The sequence below is a fragment of the Piscinibacter sp. HJYY11 genome (assembly GCF_016735515.1).
Lineage (GTDB): Bacteria > Pseudomonadota > Gammaproteobacteria > Burkholderiales > Burkholderiaceae_C > Rhizobacter.
In genome coordinates, this window is sequence record NZ_JAERQZ010000001.1 from 2,418,307 (window position 1) to 2,434,018 (window position 15,712).

Annotated in this window: 17 protein-coding genes; 9 read left to right on the forward strand and 8 right to left on the reverse strand. The window is 69.6% G+C overall.

Going from position 1 to position 15,712, the window contains the following annotated elements:
* Positions 1-46 precede the first annotated feature (46 nt).
* Together JI745_RS11070 and JI745_RS11075 are read left to right on the forward strand one after the other, a co-directional pair.
* Positions 47-427, forward strand: coding sequence for a hypothetical protein (locus tag JI745_RS11070; protein ID WP_201806184.1), 381 nt, complete (start codon positions 47-49; stop codon positions 425-427).
* Positions 427-1,620 (forward strand): acyltransferase family protein, encoded by a 1,194-nt coding sequence (locus tag JI745_RS11075; protein WP_201806186.1) that lies wholly within the window; start codon positions 427-429, stop codon positions 1,618-1,620. Before JI745_RS11070 ends, JI745_RS11075 begins: the two co-directional genes overlap by 1 nt.
* Here JI745_RS11075 and JI745_RS11080 read toward each other — a convergent pair.
* Entirely contained in the window at positions 1,595-2,233 is a 639-nt protein-coding gene (locus JI745_RS11080; protein ID WP_201806188.1) for a cation transporter, read from the reverse strand. The genes JI745_RS11075 and JI745_RS11080 overlap by 26 nt on opposite strands.
* A gap of 87 nt (positions 2,234-2,320) precedes the next feature.
* Here JI745_RS11080 and cadR point away from each other — a divergent pair, with 87 nt between their 5' ends.
* Positions 2,321-2,752: a Cd(II)/Pb(II)-responsive transcriptional regulator gene (gene cadR / locus JI745_RS11085; RefSeq protein ID WP_201806190.1), complete on the forward strand. Its 432-nt coding sequence runs from the start codon at positions 2,321-2,323 to the stop codon at positions 2,750-2,752.
* A gap of 61 nt (positions 2,753-2,813) precedes the next feature.
* Here cadR and JI745_RS11090 read toward each other — a convergent pair whose 3' ends face one another.
* Together JI745_RS11090 and JI745_RS11095 are read right to left on the reverse strand one after the other, a co-directional pair.
* On the reverse strand, positions 2,814-3,845 hold the full coding sequence (locus JI745_RS11090; protein ID WP_201806192.1) for a porin: 1,032 nt from the start codon (positions 3,843-3,845) through the stop codon (positions 2,814-2,816).
* A 212-nt stretch (positions 3,846-4,057) separates the two neighbouring features.
* Positions 4,058-5,428 (reverse strand): caspase family protein, encoded by a 1,371-nt coding sequence (locus JI745_RS11095; RefSeq protein ID WP_201806194.1) that lies wholly within the window; start codon positions 5,426-5,428, stop codon positions 4,058-4,060.
* 200 nt (positions 5,429-5,628) lie between these two features.
* Here JI745_RS11095 and JI745_RS11100 point away from each other — a divergent pair, with 200 nt between their 5' ends.
* Positions 5,629-6,042, forward strand: a complete 414-nt coding sequence (locus JI745_RS11100; RefSeq protein WP_201806196.1) for a hypothetical protein — start codon at positions 5,629-5,631, stop codon at positions 6,040-6,042.
* Positions 6,043-6,141: 99 nt separating this feature from the next.
* Here the strand turns inward: JI745_RS11100 and glcF are convergent, their stop codons facing one another.
* From glcF to JI745_RS11115, 3 genes are read right to left on the reverse strand one after another with little or no spacing between them, the layout of a single operon-like run.
* Positions 6,142-7,374: a glycolate oxidase subunit GlcF gene (gene glcF, locus JI745_RS11105; RefSeq protein WP_201806198.1), complete on the reverse strand. Its 1,233-nt coding sequence runs from the start codon at positions 7,372-7,374 to the stop codon at positions 6,142-6,144.
* 9 nt (positions 7,375-7,383) lie between these two features.
* Positions 7,384-8,481 (reverse strand): glycolate oxidase subunit GlcE, encoded by a 1,098-nt coding sequence (glcE, locus tag JI745_RS11110; protein WP_201806199.1) that lies wholly within the window; start codon positions 8,479-8,481, stop codon positions 7,384-7,386.
* A 40-nt stretch (positions 8,482-8,521) separates the two neighbouring features.
* Positions 8,522-9,658, reverse strand: coding sequence for an acyltransferase (locus tag JI745_RS11115; protein ID WP_201806201.1), 1,137 nt, complete (start codon positions 9,656-9,658; stop codon positions 8,522-8,524).
* A gap of 133 nt (positions 9,659-9,791) precedes the next feature.
* Between JI745_RS11115 and JI745_RS11120 the strand changes: the two genes are divergently transcribed.
* The 3 genes from JI745_RS11120 to JI745_RS11130 are packed head-to-tail and all read left to right on the forward strand — an operon-like array spanning position 9,792 to position 11,462.
* Entirely contained in the window at positions 9,792-9,998 is a 207-nt protein-coding gene (locus JI745_RS11120; RefSeq protein ID WP_201806202.1) for a helix-turn-helix domain-containing protein, read from the forward strand.
* A gap of 19 nt (positions 9,999-10,017) precedes the next feature.
* Complete coding sequence (locus JI745_RS11125) at positions 10,018-10,521, forward strand: Clp protease N-terminal domain-containing protein (protein ID WP_201806203.1); 504 nt, start codon at positions 10,018-10,020, stop codon at positions 10,519-10,521.
* Entirely contained in the window at positions 10,518-11,462 is a 945-nt protein-coding gene (locus tag JI745_RS11130) for a DNA/RNA non-specific endonuclease (protein ID WP_201806205.1), read from the forward strand. Before JI745_RS11125 ends, JI745_RS11130 begins: the two co-directional genes overlap by 4 nt.
* Positions 11,463-11,465: 3 nt before the next feature.
* On the opposite strand, the gene JI745_RS11135 is transcribed toward JI745_RS11130, so the two are convergent.
* A complete protein-coding gene (locus JI745_RS11135) occupies positions 11,466-11,888 on the reverse strand; it encodes a RidA family protein (RefSeq protein ID WP_201806207.1) in 423 nt (140 codons plus the stop codon).
* Between the two features lie 80 nt (positions 11,889-11,968).
* Between JI745_RS11135 and JI745_RS11140 the strand changes: the two genes are divergently transcribed.
* Positions 11,969-12,892, forward strand: coding sequence for a LysR substrate-binding domain-containing protein (locus JI745_RS11140; protein WP_201806208.1), 924 nt, complete (start codon positions 11,969-11,971; stop codon positions 12,890-12,892).
* A 6-nt stretch (positions 12,893-12,898) separates the two neighbouring features.
* On the opposite strand, the gene JI745_RS11145 is transcribed toward JI745_RS11140, so the two are convergent.
* Complete coding sequence (locus JI745_RS11145; protein ID WP_201806210.1) at positions 12,899-13,651, reverse strand: Crp/Fnr family transcriptional regulator; 753 nt, start codon at positions 13,649-13,651, stop codon at positions 12,899-12,901.
* 153 nt (positions 13,652-13,804) lie between these two features.
* On the opposite strand from JI745_RS11145, the gene JI745_RS11150 reads away from it, so the two are divergent.
* Positions 13,805-15,712 carry a long-chain fatty acid--CoA ligase gene (locus tag JI745_RS11150; protein ID WP_201812489.1) on the forward strand — a complete coding sequence of 636 codons (1,908 nt, stop codon included), beginning with the start codon at positions 13,805-13,807 and terminating at the stop codon, positions 15,710-15,712.

A 15,712-nucleotide genomic window follows, 5' to 3' on the forward strand; every position in this document is an offset into this window, starting at 1 on the left:
TGCCCGTGAGAAGATCCTGCGACCACAGCCACACGGGGAGAACCACATGGCATTGCTGATCGCGGGCGCCTTCATGGTGGCCCTGGGCCTGTTCGCAGGCGGGGTGCTCGTCGCCGCGCCGCTCGGTCTCATCACCGGATCGGTCGACGCGACCTTGTGGGTGCTGTTCCCGCTGCTGTCCATCCTCGGCTTCGTGCTCTTCGTCATCGGCGCGAAGACGGCACAGATCCGGGGCCTCTCCCAGTTCATCGCGTGGGCCCTGCTCGCGCTGGCGCTCGCCTCGGCTGCGGGGCTGGTGCTGCGTGCCGCCTCGCTCGTCGTGGGGGAGACCAGCACGCTGCCGCTCTGGTACGTGCTCGTGATCGCGGGCTTCCTCGGCGCCGTCGGCGCTGCCTCTGCCAGCCGCGGCCTCGACAGCCCGGCCTGATGGCGGCCGCCGCCGACGCGGTGGCGGCGCCGGCCGCACGCCTGCACGCGCTCGACGCGGTGCGGGCCAGCGCCCTGCTGCTGGGCATCGTGCTGCACGCCACGCTGTCGTTCATCCCCGGCGTGGAGCTGATGCCGCACCTCTGGCCCATCGCCGACACGCAGCAGAGCCCGGTGATGTCGCTCGTGATGTACGCGATCCACGTGTTCCGCATGCCGGTGTTCTTCCTCGTGGCGGGCTTCTTCGCGCAGCAGCTGCTCGCGCGGCAAGGGGTGGGCGGCTTCTGCCGCAACCGCGCCCAGCGCATCCTCGGGCCGCTGGTGGTGGGCTGGGTGCTGTGCTTCATCGCCATCGTCGCGGTGGTGACGTGGGCGGTGGCCCGGCGCCACGGCGGCGTGCTGCCCGACCCGCTGCCGCCGTTCATGCAGGAGACCAAGCCCAATTTCCTGCACCTGTGGTTCCTGTACGTGCTGCTGTGGCTGTACGGCCTCACGCTGCTCGCGCGGGGGCTGTGGCGGCGTGTCGATGCCGATGGGGCCCGGCTCGACCGGCTGCTGCGGCGGGTGCTCGCCACGCCGGCCGATGCGCTGCTGCTGGCCGCACCGGTGGCGCTGGCGCTTTTCCTCACGCCGGACTGGATCGTCATCCTCGGCGTGCCCACGCCGGGCTACACGCTGATCCCGCCGCTGGGCCCGCTCTTCGTCTACGGCTACGTGTTCGGCATCGGCTGGGCGCTCGGGCGGCAGCGCGGGCTGCTCGACGTGCTGGCGCGCCGCTGGGCGTGGTACGGCGTGCTGGGGGCGCTCGGGGGCCTCGTCGCGCTCTTCTCGGCCAGGACGCACCCCGGCATCGTGCCGATCACCGACCTCGTCCCGAAGGCGGCCTACGCCGTGGCCTACGGCATCGGCCTGGTCGCGAGCACGCTGGCCTTCATCGGGCTCGGCCTGCGCTTCTTCTCGAAGGCCAACGCCGCGGTGCGCTACCTCGCCGACGCCTCGTACTGGATCTACATCGCCCACCTGCCGCTGGTGGCGGCCCTGCAGACCGCAGTGATGCTGTTGCCGTGGCACTGGGCCGTCAAGTACATCGGCATCAACGTCGTCGCCACGGCGCTGCTCGTCGCCAGCTACCAGCTCGCGGTGCGGCGCACCTGGGTCGGCCTCTGGCTCAATGGCAAGCGTGTGACGGCGTAGCGGGTGGCGCGCCGCGCAGCTCGGCGCGGGCTTGGCGGAACACCGTCACCGCGCCGGTGATCGCAAGCACTGCCATGAACGCCGCCACGGCCAGGTCGGGCCAGGCGGTGCCGGTGCCGAAGACACCGAGCGCGGCCGCACCCACGGCCAAGTTGCCGATGGCATCGTTGCGCGAGCAGATCCAGACCGAGCGCATGTTGGCGTCGCCCCCGCGGTAGCGGAACAGCAGCAGTGCCACGCCGACGTTGGCCGCCAGCGCCGCGAGCGCCACGACGCCCATCGTCACGGGCTCGGGCACCTCGCCGGTCTGCAGCGCCCACGCTGCCCGCGCCAGCACGAAGACGCCGAAGGCCGCCATGCACGCGGCCTTGAGCTGCGCCGCGCGCGCCCGCACGCGCGTGGCCATCGCCAGCACCACCAGCGACACGCCGTAGTTGGCCGCATCGCCGAAAAAGTCGACCGCGTCGGCCAGCAGCGAGACCGAGCCGGCCGACAGGCCCGCCGCCACTTCGACGACGAACATCGCGGCATTGACCACGAGCGCGATCCACAGCGCGCGGCGCACGCGCGGGTCGGCCGATGGCGGAGACGGGGGACAACAGGAAGCAGACATGGCTTTCACCTTCGACATCACGATGCCGCCATTGCAAACCCTATAGTCGCTACAAGGTCAAGTTCCGGCCTGCCAAGGGGTCTTGTGATGAAGATCGGTGAACTCGCCACCGCCGCCGGCTGCGACGTGCAGACGCTGCGCTACTACGAACGCGAAGGCCTGCTCGACGCGCCCGAGCGCACCGCCTCCGGCTACCGCCACTACGCACCGCGCCACCTGGCGCGGCTGCAGTTCATCCGCCATTGCCGCGCGCTCGACATCCCGCTCAGCGAGGTGCGGCAATTGATCGACTACGCGCAGACGCCCGAGCAGTCGTGCCACGCGGTCGATGCCTTGCTCGACGACCACATCGAGCGCGTGCGGCGCCACCTGGCCGCGCTGAAGACGCTGGAGCGGCAGCTCGTCGCGCTGCGCAAGCAGTGCCAGGGCGCCAGCAGCGACCGGGCTTGCGCCATCCTCGACGCCTTCATGAGCGCCCCTGCCGAACACGCCTGCGCCTGCCACCCCTCGGTGCCGTGAACCTGCACCATGAAAAAAGCCGGCCCGAGGGCCGGCTTCAACACACGCTGAGGAATGTCGATCAGAACGCGTGGCGCAGGCCGAGCTCGAGGCCGTTCGACTTCTTGCCGCCGGGCAGGGCCGGGGTGGTGGTACCCACCGCGAAGGTCTGGGCCCCCTTGTTGCTGATCTGCGCATAGGTGCCGTAGAGGGCGGTGCGCTTCGACAGGTTGTGCACGTAGCCGATGGCCAGCAGGTCGGCGTCGGCATCGTTGGCGGTGGTGCTGCCGGCGGCACCGCCCGAAAGGTCGGCACGGCCATACGAGGCGCGGATCAGGCCCGAAGCGCCCACCGGAACCGTGGCGCCCACGTTGAAGAGCTTCTCTTCGCGCACCAGGAACTTGAACTGCGAGTAGGAGGCGAGCAGGCGCAGGAAGCCGAAGTTGTAGGCCGCGCCGACGGTCGTGGCCTTGTACTTGTCTTCGGTCGCGTTGGCATCGGTCTGGCCATAGGCCACCGACACGTCGAGCGGGCCGCCCGCATAGCCGACGCGGCCGCCGACGTACTTGTTGCCGACCGTGCCTTCGCCCGCGGCCACCGCGAGGTTGCCGTACACGCCGCCGATGTCCTTGGGCAGGAAGTACTGCACTTCGTTGTCGGCACGGCTGGTGGTGTTGACGGTGCCGGTCAGGCGCGACTGCAGGTTGGTGATCTTGCCCACGCCGTTGTCGCCGAAGGCGTCGTAGGCGCCGATCGCGGTGTAGGTGGGCGTGAAGTCGCGGCCGAGGCGCACTTCACCGAAACCGCCTTCGAGGCTCACGGTCGAGCGGCGGTGCCAGAACTTGCCGCTGCTGTTGATGGTGCCGTCGTCCGGGTTGAGCGCGGCTTCGAGCCAGAAGCCGGCCTTCAGGCCACCGCCGAGGTCTTCGGTGCCGCGGAAGCCCAGGCGGCTGCTGGAGAGGCCGTCGGTGCCGAGCTGGCGCACCTTGACGCCGTTGTTGTCGATCTGGCGCAGGTTGGCGTCGATCACGCCAAAGATCGTCACGCTGGATTGGGCCGATGCCGCACCGGCGAAAGCGGTGAGCAGCGAGAGGGCGAGCAGGGTCTTCTTCATGAGGAGTGGGACTGCGAGTTGAGGAGTGCGGTCTTGCGGTTCAAGACTCAGGCGATTCCACCAAGCCACCCCTTCCGGCTTGACGACAGATCCGTGACAACCCGCAATCGTTGGCAGGGCCCGACATGGCCCTCGCGCGCCGGGGGCATGTCATGCGCGTGTCATCGCGCTGTGTTCTCGTGCGGCTTCCTCGCTCGTGTGCGATGTGCGGCTCAGCGGCACTCGCCCGCCGCGGGGCACACGCGCACGAGGGCGGTGCCGGCGGCATAGCCCTTCGCGGACTTCGCTCGCACGGCCTGGAGCTGCTGCAGCCCCCGCTCGGACAGCTGGCCCACCACCTCGCGCAGCACGCCCTGCTCGTCGTGCTCGCCATCGGCCAACGTGTGCAGGTCGAGCGGCTCGCGCGTCACGACGGCCACCACCAGCGTGGCGCCGAACGGGCGGCCGGCGGTGAAGCCGATCTTCATCGAGGGCGTGGGCAGCTTCACCACCGCACCGGCCTTCACCGCCTGCGCACGATGCTGGCCATTCGGGAACAGCACCAGCGGCACGCCATCCGGCCCCACGCTCAGCACGTTGAGGTGGCCGGCCTGCGCGGTGCGCACTTCGAGCTGCATCGGCGCGCCTTCCGCATAACGTGGCTGGCGGAACGCGACACGCACGCCCCCTGCACCCGCGGCCAGCTGCTCGAGCTTGCGCCAGGCCGCGCCACCGCCATCGGCGAGCGAGGGCAAGGGGACCGGCCAGTCGGCCATGGCCAGGTTGCCGTCGAGCTGCGGATGGAAGCGCAGCGGCCCGTCGAGCCGCGAGGCGATGAAGGTCGAGGACTCCTGCCACAGCTCGCGCATCGACACCTGCCCCGCCTCGCGCCGCGCCGCCACCGCTTCGCGCAAGGCCATGGTGAACACGCTGCCGCGCTCGGTGGTGAGCGACTGCTCGGCATCGCGCGCCGCGCTGACCGCGAGGTGGTTGTCGCCGCGCACCCCGAGGCGCTTCACCGTGGGCACCGGTGCCGCCTCGCCCTGCGGCAACGGGTAGTACTTGGCCATCGCCTGCTGCACGCCCAGGCGCGGCAGCACCCCGAGGCCGGAGCGGGTGGAGGTGCCGCTGTGACAGGCGTCGACCAGCACCAGCACCTGGCGGCTCGGGATGCGCGCGAGCGTGGCGGCGAGCTCGTCGTCGAGCAGCACGCCGTCGAGCGTGGCGCGGCCGTTGCGCCTGGCGGGCGCCATGTCGTGCAAGGTCCAGGCTTCGTCGAGGCCGTCGTCCTCGTCACCGTCTTCGTCGGGCAGCTGCGTGCCGTGGCCGCTGTAGTAGATGAGCACGCGGTCGGTGGCGGTGGTGCCGTCCACCAGCCACTGCTGCAAGGTCTGCCGCACGGCCGCGAGCGTGGCCTCGCGGTTCAGCAGCACCTTTGTCGCCGCTGGCTTGAAGCCGAGGCTCTCGGCCACGTCCTTCATCACGCCGATGTCGAGCTCGATGCCCGGCAGGTCGGCGCCCATGCCACGGTCGCGGTACTGGCCCACGCCGATGAGCAGCGCGCGGTCTTCGGCCTGCGCACCCGTCGCCAGGAGCGCGAACATGAGGAATGCGAGCCATCGGCACATGGCACCGTTTATCGCCGACCGCGGGCGCCTGTGGCGATGACCTTGGTCAGCTGCCAGGCGCGTGGAATACGCCGCACCATCGCAACGTGCGCGCGCACCGCCGCGCGGAGCTGTTGCAAGATCGACCCGTGAAACGCTGGACCCCACCCCGCCTCCTCGCGGCGCTCTGCGTCGCCATGTCCGCCTGGCCCGTGCAGGCCTTCGAGCTCGTCACCGCCGAAGAAGCGAAGCGCGACGCCGCCGCCCCCGCCTACGCCACCAAGGCGCTGCCGATGCCCGGAGCGCCCACGATCGAGCTGCTGTCGCCCGACGTGAAGCGCCCGCTGGCCGGCGCCGTCAACATCGTCGTGCGCTGGTCGGCGAGCGATGGAGCGAGCATCGACCTGTCGACGTTCCGCGTGCTCTACGGCCGACTGCGGCTCGACGTGACCGAGCGCCTCGCGGCCCATGCGAAGGTCACGCCGACCGGCGTGGAAGCGCCCAACGCCAGCCTGCCCGAAGGCAGCCACCGGCTCATCATCCAGGTGGCGGACACGCTCAAGCGTGTCGGGCGGCATGAGGTGACCTTCGAGGTGGCGCCGGTCAAATGAGCGTTCGCGGGCGTGCGGGCCCGAGCGCCCGGCCGCCCGAAGCCGGGCCCGATCCCCTCGGGGGATCGGTTGCGGTACTCCGCAACCGAGGGGTCGTCATCACATCAGGGCGTCGTCCAGCACTTCGATCCAGTGCCGCACCGGCGTGCCGGTGCCGGTCTGGAGGTGCTGGATGCAGCCGATGTTGGCCGAGATGATCACTTCTGGTTCGCTGGCCTGCAGGTGGCCGAGCTTGCGGTCGCGCAGCTTCGTGGCGAGCTCGGGTTGCAAGACCGAATAGGTGCCCGCCGAGCCGCAGCACAGGTGGCTCTCGGCGGAGGCGAGCTGCACGTCGTAGCCGAGGGCCGCGAGGTGCGTCTCGACACCGCCGCGCAGCTGCTGGCCATGCTGCAGCGTGCACGGCGGGTGGAACACGAGGCGCTTGGCCTTGGGCTTGCGCAGGCGTGTCTTGAGCTTCGGAGCGATGTCTTCGAGCAGCTCGCTCAGGTCTTTGGTGAGCTCGCTGATGCGCGCGGCCTTGTCGGCATAGGCCGGGTCGGCCGCGAGCGCGTGGCCGTAGTCCTTCACCGTCACGCCGCAGCCCGACGCGTTCATCACGATCGCCTCGACCTTGCCGGCGCTCACCAGCGGCCACCACGCATCGATGTTGCGGCGCATGTCGTCGCGGCCACCGTCCACGTCGGCGAGGTGGGTGCGGATGGCGCCGCAGCAGCCGGCGTCGTCGGCCACGAGCGTCTGGATGCCGGCCGCATCGAGCACACGGGCGGTCGCGCTGTTGATGTTGGGCATCATCGACGGCTGCACGCAGCCCATCAGCATCAGCACCTTGCGCGGGTGCTCGCGCGTGGGCCACTGGTGGGCGCGTTCTGCCGGCTTCGGAGGCACCTTGCCCTTCAGCACCGCCGGCAGCAGCGGGCGCACCATCTGGCCGAGCTTCATCGCCGGCCCGAAGAGCGGCGAGGTTAGGCCCTCCTTCAGCAACCAGCGCACCGCCTTCTCCTTCGGCGGGCGCGGCACCTTGGCCTCGACGACCTTGCGACCGATGTCGACCAGCTGGCCGTACTGCACGCCCGAAGGACAGGTGCTCTCGCAGTTGCGGCAGGTGAGGCAGCGGTCCAGGTGCAGCTGCGTGCTCTGCGTGACGGGCTCGCCTTCGAGCACCTGCTTCATCAGGTAGATGCGGCCTCGCGGGCCGTCGAGCTCGTCGCCCAGCAGCTGGTAGGTCGGGCAGGTGGCGGTGCAGAAGCCGCAGTGCACGCACTTGCGCAGGATGGCTTCGGCCGCGTCGCCGTCGGGCGTGCCTTTGAATTCGGGCGCAAGCTTCGTCTGCATGGCGTCGGCTCAGAGCCCCGGGTACAGACGACCGCGGTTGAACACCGCATCGGGGTCGAATGATTTCTTCAGCTCGCGGTGGATGCGGTCGAGCGGCGCCTTGAGCGGCGCGAACACACCCGCCTGCTTGTGCTGCGACATGAAGAGCGTGGCATGCCCACCGCCGCGCAACGCCGCCTCGCGCACCTTGGCGCCCGAGGCCGAGGTGCACAGCCAGCGTTGCGCGCCGTGCCACTCGATGAGCTGCTCGCCCGGCAGGATGAGCGGCTTGGCAGTGGGCGGCAGCGAGACGCGCCACAACGACACCGTGCCGCCGTTCACCGCCGCCTGGGCTTTGGTGAAGTATTCGTCGGTGTGGTGGCGCAGGCCGTTCCAGAAGGGGCTGGCGAGCGCCGGGTCGATCACCTCGCCGCCCATCGTCGCGATGGCGGACTGCACCGCCGCGAGCGCGCCGCGCAGGCGCACGAGCAGCGTGCCGTCCCACCAGGCGCTGGCGTTGAGGGGCAGCGGCTGCGCGCCCCAGCGGTTGAGCTGGTCGAGCGCAGCCACCTGGTCCATCTGGAAACGCAGCGTGGCGGTGGCCGGCGCGATCGGCAGCACCTTGAGCGAGACCTCGAGGATGACGCCCAGCGTGCCCATCGATCCCGCCAGCAGGCGCGACACGTCGTAGCCCGCCACGTTCTTCATCACCTGGCCGCCGAAGCTGAGCACCTCGGCCTTGCCGTTGAGCATGGAAGCGCCGAGCACGTAATCGCGCACCGCACCCACCGACGCACGCGACGGGCCCGAGAGCCCCGCGGCCACCATCCCGCCCACCGTGCCGCCCGCCATGAAATGCGGCGGCTCGAAAGGCAGGCACTGGCCACATTCGGCGAGCGTGGCCTCCAGTTCGGCGAGCGGCGTGCCGGCCCGCGCGGTGACGACGAGCTCGCTCGGCTCGTAGCTCGAGATGCCGCTCAGTTCGCGCAGGTGCAAGGGCTCGCCTTGCGCGGCCTCGCCATAGAAACTCTTGGTGCCGCCGCCGCGGATGTCGAGGTGACGGCCGTCGTGGCGGGCCGCTTGCACCTGGTCGATCAGGCGCTGCAGGGCGGGGTCGTGGTCGTTCATGGGCCCCGCCATTCTCACCGACGCGGCCTTCCCCTCGTCGTCAGCGGGAGGACCAGGCCGACTGCCTCGCGATTGGTGGGCGCCCGCGCTTCAGAAAACCCAGCAGCGGGCGTTCGACGGCGACGTAGAGCGCACAGCCCACCAGCACCGAAAGGCCCAGCACCACGATCCAGAACGCACGGCCGGGCATGAGGTCGGCCAGGCCCAGCTCTCGGGCGAACCGCAGCGCGTAGGTCTGCACGTGCCAGTGGATGAGGTAGATGGAGTACGAGGCATCGCCGATGAAGGTCATCCACCGTGGCAGCCTGCCAAACGCACCGTGGCGCTCGAGCGCACAGCCTCCGGCGATGACGAGGACGAACGACAGCAGCCAGGTCATCTCGGCCGCGACGCGCGTCGGGTCGGGCTCGGGAAATGCCGTCGTGCCCCACAGGAACAGCACGGCGCCGCCGGCGAATGCAAACCTCGCCAGCGTGAGGCCCAGGCGCGGCGCCATCCAGAAGGCCAGCATGCCGGCCAGGAAGAAGAGGTTGTTGACACCGAGGAGCACGTCCCGCACACCCTGGACGTTGTCCTGGATCTCCCACAGGCAAAGACAGCACAGGAACCATGTCGCCAGCACCAGGACGCCCAGCCGGCGGTGCAGGATGGCCAGCGCGAACAGCAGGTAGAAGAACACTTCGTGGAACAACGTCCACGCCTGGCCCACGACCGACCGCGAGGTGTCGAGCTTCAACAGGAGCACCTGCGACAGCCAACTGGTGGCCGACGACACATCGGCCAGGCCGTTGGCGCCCTTCAGGTGGATGCCCGCCGCCACGAGGGCGAGCACGATCCAGTAGAGGGGGTAGATGCGCACGGCGCGCTTGTGCAGATAAGTGCCCAAGCGGCTGGGGCGCCCCACGTCTGCGGCATGGGCATAGAGGATGATGAAGCCGCTCAGCGCGAAGAAGAACTGGACACCCAGGTGCCCATGCCGCGCGACATCCCAGAAGGGACGGCCGAGCGCGGGCAGTTCCCGGGCGATCTGCTGGGACAGGTGGTATGCCGCCACGGCGAGCGCAGCCATGCCGCGCGCGAGCTGGAGCAGCTCGATCGTCTGGCGCGCCTCGGCCTCAGGCCCTGCGACGTTGTCGGTGCCGCCTCGTGGACGGTCACTCGTTGTTCTCTCCCTCATGTGAGGCGGCAGGATACCCACCGCCTCCCAGCGCCGCCAGCACACCATTGGGGGAGGATGCCGCGGGACAAAGACGCCTCTCGCTCGTCAACATATGTTGACAGGCGGATGAGCGTCAACAATCATTGACGACATGGACCTGACCCGACACCTTCCCCACCCCGATCACGTCGCCGAGGCGCTGGCCGCCGTGGTGGCGCTGCGGCAGTTCGCCGACCAGTACGAGGCACGTGCCGTCACGCTGGCGTTGAAACAAGGTTGGTCATGGGCCCAGATCGCCGAAGCGCTCGGCGTCACCAAGCAGGCGGCCCACCGGCGCCTGTCGCATCTCCATCGCTGATCCATCTGCAGGGAGCGCCATGTTCACGACATTGAAGGTCAGGTGGCAGGACATGCGCACGATCGCGCGCCTGTGCACCGCTGCTGAAAACATCGCCCGCGCCGAGCCGGGCTCCGAGCACCTCGTGCTCGCCTCGCTCGAGCTGCCCGACGGCTCGTCGCGCGAGGTGTTTGCGCGCCTGGGGCTCAGCCGCGAGGCGTTTGCCGAGGCCATCCAGGCGCAGTTCACCGACGCGCTGGGCAGCGTGGGCTTGAACGTGCCGCCCAGCGAGCCCGAGGTGGCAAACAGTGCCAAGGCACGCGGCATGCTGTACCGTGCTGCGCCCTCGGGCCAGGCCTTGATCCAGCGGCTGGTGCACATGCCCCGGCGCCAGGCACGCCAGCCGCTCGCCGGCGCCGACATCCTGCTTGCCGTGGCGGAAGAGCAGTTCTCGATTGCCGCGCGTGCCTTTGCACGCCTGGGCATCCGCCGCGAGCAACTCGCCGCGGCCGCCACCCAAGCCCTCGAGGGCCAGCCCGCATGACGACCACACCGCAGTCCTGGCGCCCGCTCGACCCCGACTACGGCAACCGCCCTGGCTACGACGCCGGCTTCCTCGACGTGACCGTGCCACTGCCCACGCTTGCGTCGTCGATGCGGGGTCTCGCGAGCGTGCCGCTGCTGCCCTACCAGCACTTCAGCATCCTGATGAACCCGTCGCGGCGCCTGGCCTTCTGGACCGCCGTCAACATCGACGGACGCCAGGAGCGCCACCTCGGCCAGCGCCAGCCCGACGAATGGTGGTTTGACGAACGCCAGGGCCTCACGCCGCCGATCACCGCCGAGTTGCAGATCGGCAACACCTTCTACAAGGGCTCGGGCTTCCAGCGCGGCCACCTCGTGCGCCGCCTCGACCCGGCCTGGGGCGAGACCGACGCGCAATCCGGCCGCGGCGAAGCCGACACCTTCCACTGGACCAACTGCTCGCCACAGATGCCCGAGCTCAACACCGGCTGGTGGCTGCAGGTCGAAGACCACGTGCTGCAGACGGCCAACGCGCACGACCACAAGGTGTCGGTCTTCTCGGGCTGTCTCTTCACCGACGAGGACCCGCTCTACCGCGGCGTGCAGATCCCGCTCGCCTTCTGGAAGGTGATCGCGTGGACGGTCGTCGACGCGGGCACGCAGGCGCTGCGCTCGCTGGCCTTCCTCGTGAAGCAGGACGAAGCGGTGGCCGCGCTGATCAAGAAGCGCGGCATGAAGCCGCAGGCCACCACGTTCGACGACGTGCCCGAGCCGATCCAGGGTTACCAGACGACGGTAGCCGAGCTCTCGCGCCTCACGCACTGCGGCTTCGGCGACCTGGCGCGGGCCGACGTCGACGTCTACGCCCGCCGCCGCACCACGCGCCTTGCGCCGCAGGTGTTCAACACGATCGACACCTACCGCCCGCTCGGCCGCCCCGCCGATCTCTTCACGCAGTGACGGTCAGGCGGTGACGGGCTGGCGCTGGATCGCGGTGGCCTCGATCTCGATCAGCATACCGTCGAGCGCGAGCCGCGGCACCGGCACCAGCGTGCACGCGGGCTTGAGTGCCGGGCCCCACACGCGGTCGAATTCCTCGCCGATCATGTGCAGCTTCTCCTCGGTGTGGTCGACCACGAGGACGAGCGTGCGCGCCACGTCGCCCGGCGCCACGCCGGCGGCCGCGAGTGCGGCCAGCATGTTGTCGATGGCCTGGCGGAGCTGCTCGCGAAACGTCGGCAGCAGCCGGCCTTCGCGGTCTTCACCACCCTGGCCCGACGCCAGCACGAGGCGCAAGGCCTCGCCCTCGGCAACGGCCACGTGCGAGTAGCCGTTGGGCACCGGGTCGTACAGCGCGGGTGGGTTGATCAACTGAATCAGGTTCATCTTCGAACGCTCCAGGGTTGAGGGGATGAGCTGCACGATAGGAGCTTGACAGCGGCGCGACAAACGATGATTTTTCGGCCATGGCTGAATCTGATTCATCTGTTGCCCGACCGGTCCGGCGCCTGCCGTCGCTGCACGCGCTGCGCGCCTTCGAAGCGGCCGCCGCGCACATGAGCTTCCTGCGCGCGGCTGCCGAACTCTCGCTCACGCCCACCGCGATCAGCCACCAGGTGAAGTCGCTCGAAGAAACACTCGGCTGCGCCCTCTTCGTGCGGCTGCCGCGCCGGCTCGAGCTCACCCCGGCCGGGCAACGCCTGCACCAGGCGGTGACGGAAGGGCTCGACGCCATCGCGGCCGGGCTCGCTGCACTGCGGCGCGAGGCCGCCGGCCAGATGGTCACGCTCACCACCAACACCGCGTTTGCCGCGCGCTGGCTGCTGCCACGCATGGCGGCCCTGCGCGCCGCCTGCCCCGACATCGACCTGCGCCTCAACGCCACCGAAGCAGTGGCCGACCTGGCGCGTGGCGATGCCGACCTGGCCATCCGCTATGGCGACGGCCGCTGGCCCCGCCTCGCGGTGCAACGCCTGCGCCTCGAGCACTACGCGCCGATGTGCAGCCCGCTGCTCGGCCTGCGCCGGCCGGGCGAGCTGGCGCGTCACAAGCTCGTGCACTTCGACTGGCAGCCCCACGCGAAAGCCCCCGCCACGTGGGAGCGCTGGTACCGCGAAGCCGGCCTGCGCCGCCCGTCGGCCCCACCCACGCTGTCGTTTTCGGACGAGACCCACGCCGTGCTAGCCGTGCTGGGCGGCCAGGGCGTGGGCCTGCTCAGCACCACGCTGCTCGCCGACGAGTTGCGCAGCGGCGCGCTGGTGCAACCCTTCGGGCCGACGCTTGCCACCGGCGCCTATCACCTGGTGGCCTTGCCGGGGCGCGAACGCGAGCCAGCGGTCCGCGCGGTGTGGCAGTGGTTCGTGGCGAACTTGCAGGACGCCGGAGCGTGAGACGGGTCAGTCGCGGTCGACCGACGGCCCTTGCGTCTGGCGCCGCAGCCCGTCGAGGTCGAGCACCCGCAGCCCGCCGTATTCGATGCGGATCAGCCCGAGCGCCTGCAGCGCGTGCAGGGCTTCGTTCACCCGCTGGCGTGACAGGCCCACCAGGTAGCCCAACTCCTGCTGCGTGATGCGCAGCAGCGTGCCCACGCCCGGGTACAGCGTGGGATGGAAGAGCGCCGCGAGGCTGCGCGCGACCTTCACGTCGGGGTCGTTCAGCCGGTCGATCTCGCGTGCGGCGATGAACTGGCCGAGCCGCTCGTTGAGCTGGTTCATCACGAAGCGGTTGAACGGGATGCTGCGGTCGATGAGCCAGTGGAAGGTGTCGACCGAGATCCCGGCCACCACGCTCTTGCGCAAGGCCTGGATGTTGTAGCGGTAGAGCTCGCGCTTGAGCACCGTGCCTTCGCCGAACCAGCCGCCGGGCGGCACGCCGGTGAAGGTGATGGGCATGCCGGTCGCCGAGTCGTTGCTCATCTTGAGCAGGCCATCGATGACGCCGAACCAGTAGGTCACCGGGCGGCCGATGCGGCTCACCAGCTCGCCGGTGTCGACGTTCACCACCCTGAGATCGGCCACGGCACGCGCGTGTTCATCGGCTTGCAGGGTCTTGAGCCAGGGGATGTCGGCCAGCTCCGCAGCCGTGGGCACACGTGCGCGTGTGTGCAGCGGCGTGGAGCTGGGAGCCAAGACCTCGGGTGCACGTCGCATCTTTTCCATTGCGGGAAAGAACCAAGGGGGGAGTCCCTAGGATTGTCGTCAGAACGACATCTTGGCGTCAAACCTGCTCCTACATTCGCGGCACACACCCACTCCGCGAGAGACGAGGTTGCCGTGGCGAACACCACCTTTCCGCGCTTGCTGATGCAGCATGCCGCCCAGCGGCCTTCGGCGCCCGCGTTGCGCGAGAAGGAGTTCGGCATCTGGCAGACGCTCTCGTGGCAGCAGCTCGCCGAGCTCGTGCGCGCGCTCGCCGGTGGCCTGGCCGCCGCGGGCCTGCAGCGCGGCCAGCATGTGGTGGTGATCGGCGACAACCGGCCGCGCCTCTATGCCACGCTGCTCGCGGCGCAATCGCTCGGTGCCGTCCCCGTGCCGCTGTACCAGGATGCGGCGGCGCAGGAGTTCGTGTTCCCGCTGGTGAACGCCGAGGTCGGCTTCGCGATCGTCGAGGACCAGGAGCAGGTCGACAAGCTGCTCGAGATCCGTGCGCAATGCCCCGGGCTGCAACGCATCTGGTACGACGACCCGCGCGGCCTGCGCCACTACAGCGAGCCGGGCCTCGCAGCGCTCGATGCGCTGGTCGCCGACGGTCGCGCGCATGAGAGCACCCACCCGGGCTTCGTCGACGCCGAGATCGCGAAGGCCCAGCCCGGCGACGTGGCCGCGATGTTCTTCACCTCGGGCACCACCGGCAACCCGAAGGGCGTGGTGCACACGCACCTCTCGCTCATCGACCGCGCCGTCGCCGGCGCCCGCTTCGACAAGCTCACCGAGCGCGAGGAGGTGCTGGCGTACCTGCCGCTCGCATGGATCGGGCAGAACGTGTTCTCGTATGCGCAGTGGCTGGCCTGCGGCTACGTCGTCAACTGCCCCGAGTCGGCCAACACGGTGTCGATCGACCTGCGTGAAGTGGGGCCCACCTACTACTTCGCGCCGCCGCGCATCTTCGAAGGCCTGCTCACCACGGTGATGATCCGCATGGAAGACGCAAGCGCGCCCAAGCGATGGCTCTTCAAGCGTTGCATGGACCTGGCGCGCCGCGTGGGCCCGGCGCTGATGGACGGCAAGCCGGTGGGTGCGCTCGACAAGCTGCGCTACGCGCTCGGCAACCTCTTCATCTACGGCCCGCTGCGCAACACGCTCGGCCTCTCGCGCGTGCGCGTGGCCTACACCGCGGGCGAAGCGATCGGGCCCGACCTCTTCACCTTCTACCGCTCGATCGGCGTCAACCTGAAGCAGCTCTATGGCTCGACCGAGACCGCCGTCTTCGTCTGCCTGCAGCCCGACGACCAGGCGCGTGCCGACACCGTGGGCGTGCCGATCGAAGGCGTGGAAATCAAGGTGAAGGACAGCGGCGAGATCCTCGTGCGCTCGTCGGGCCTGCTGCGGGGCTATTACAAGAACGAGGCGGCGACCGCCGAGGTGCTCGATGCCGAGGGCTGGTACCACACCGGTGATGCCGGCTTCATGGATGCACAAGGCCATCTGAAGATCATCGACCGTGCGAAGGACGTGGGCCGCACGCTGGCCGGCGAGATGTTTGCTCCCAAGTACGTGGAGAACAAGCTCAAGTTCTTCCCCTTCATCAAGGAGGCGGTGGCCTTCGGCGACAAGCGCGACCGCGTCTGTGCCTTCGTCAACATCGACATGGAAGCGGTGGGCAACTGGGCCGAACGGCGCAACCTGCCCTATGCCGGCTACACCGACCTGGCGCAGAAGCCCGAGGTGTACGAGCTGGTGCGCGACTGCATCGAGCAGGTCAACGCCGACCTGGCGGCCGACGACAAGCTCGCGGGCAGCCAGATCAGCCGCTTCCTCATCCTGCACAAGGAGCTCGATGCCGACGACGGCGAGCTGACCCGCACGCGCAAGGTGCGGCGTGGCCACATCGGCGAGCGCTACCAGGTGCTGGTGGATGCGCTGTATGGCGGCAAGACCGAGCAGTACATCGAGACGGCGGTCAAGTTCGAGGACGGCCGCAGCGGCACGGTCTCGGCCACGCTGCGCATCGAGGATGCGAAGACCTTCCCGGCGATGAAGAAGGCGGCCTGA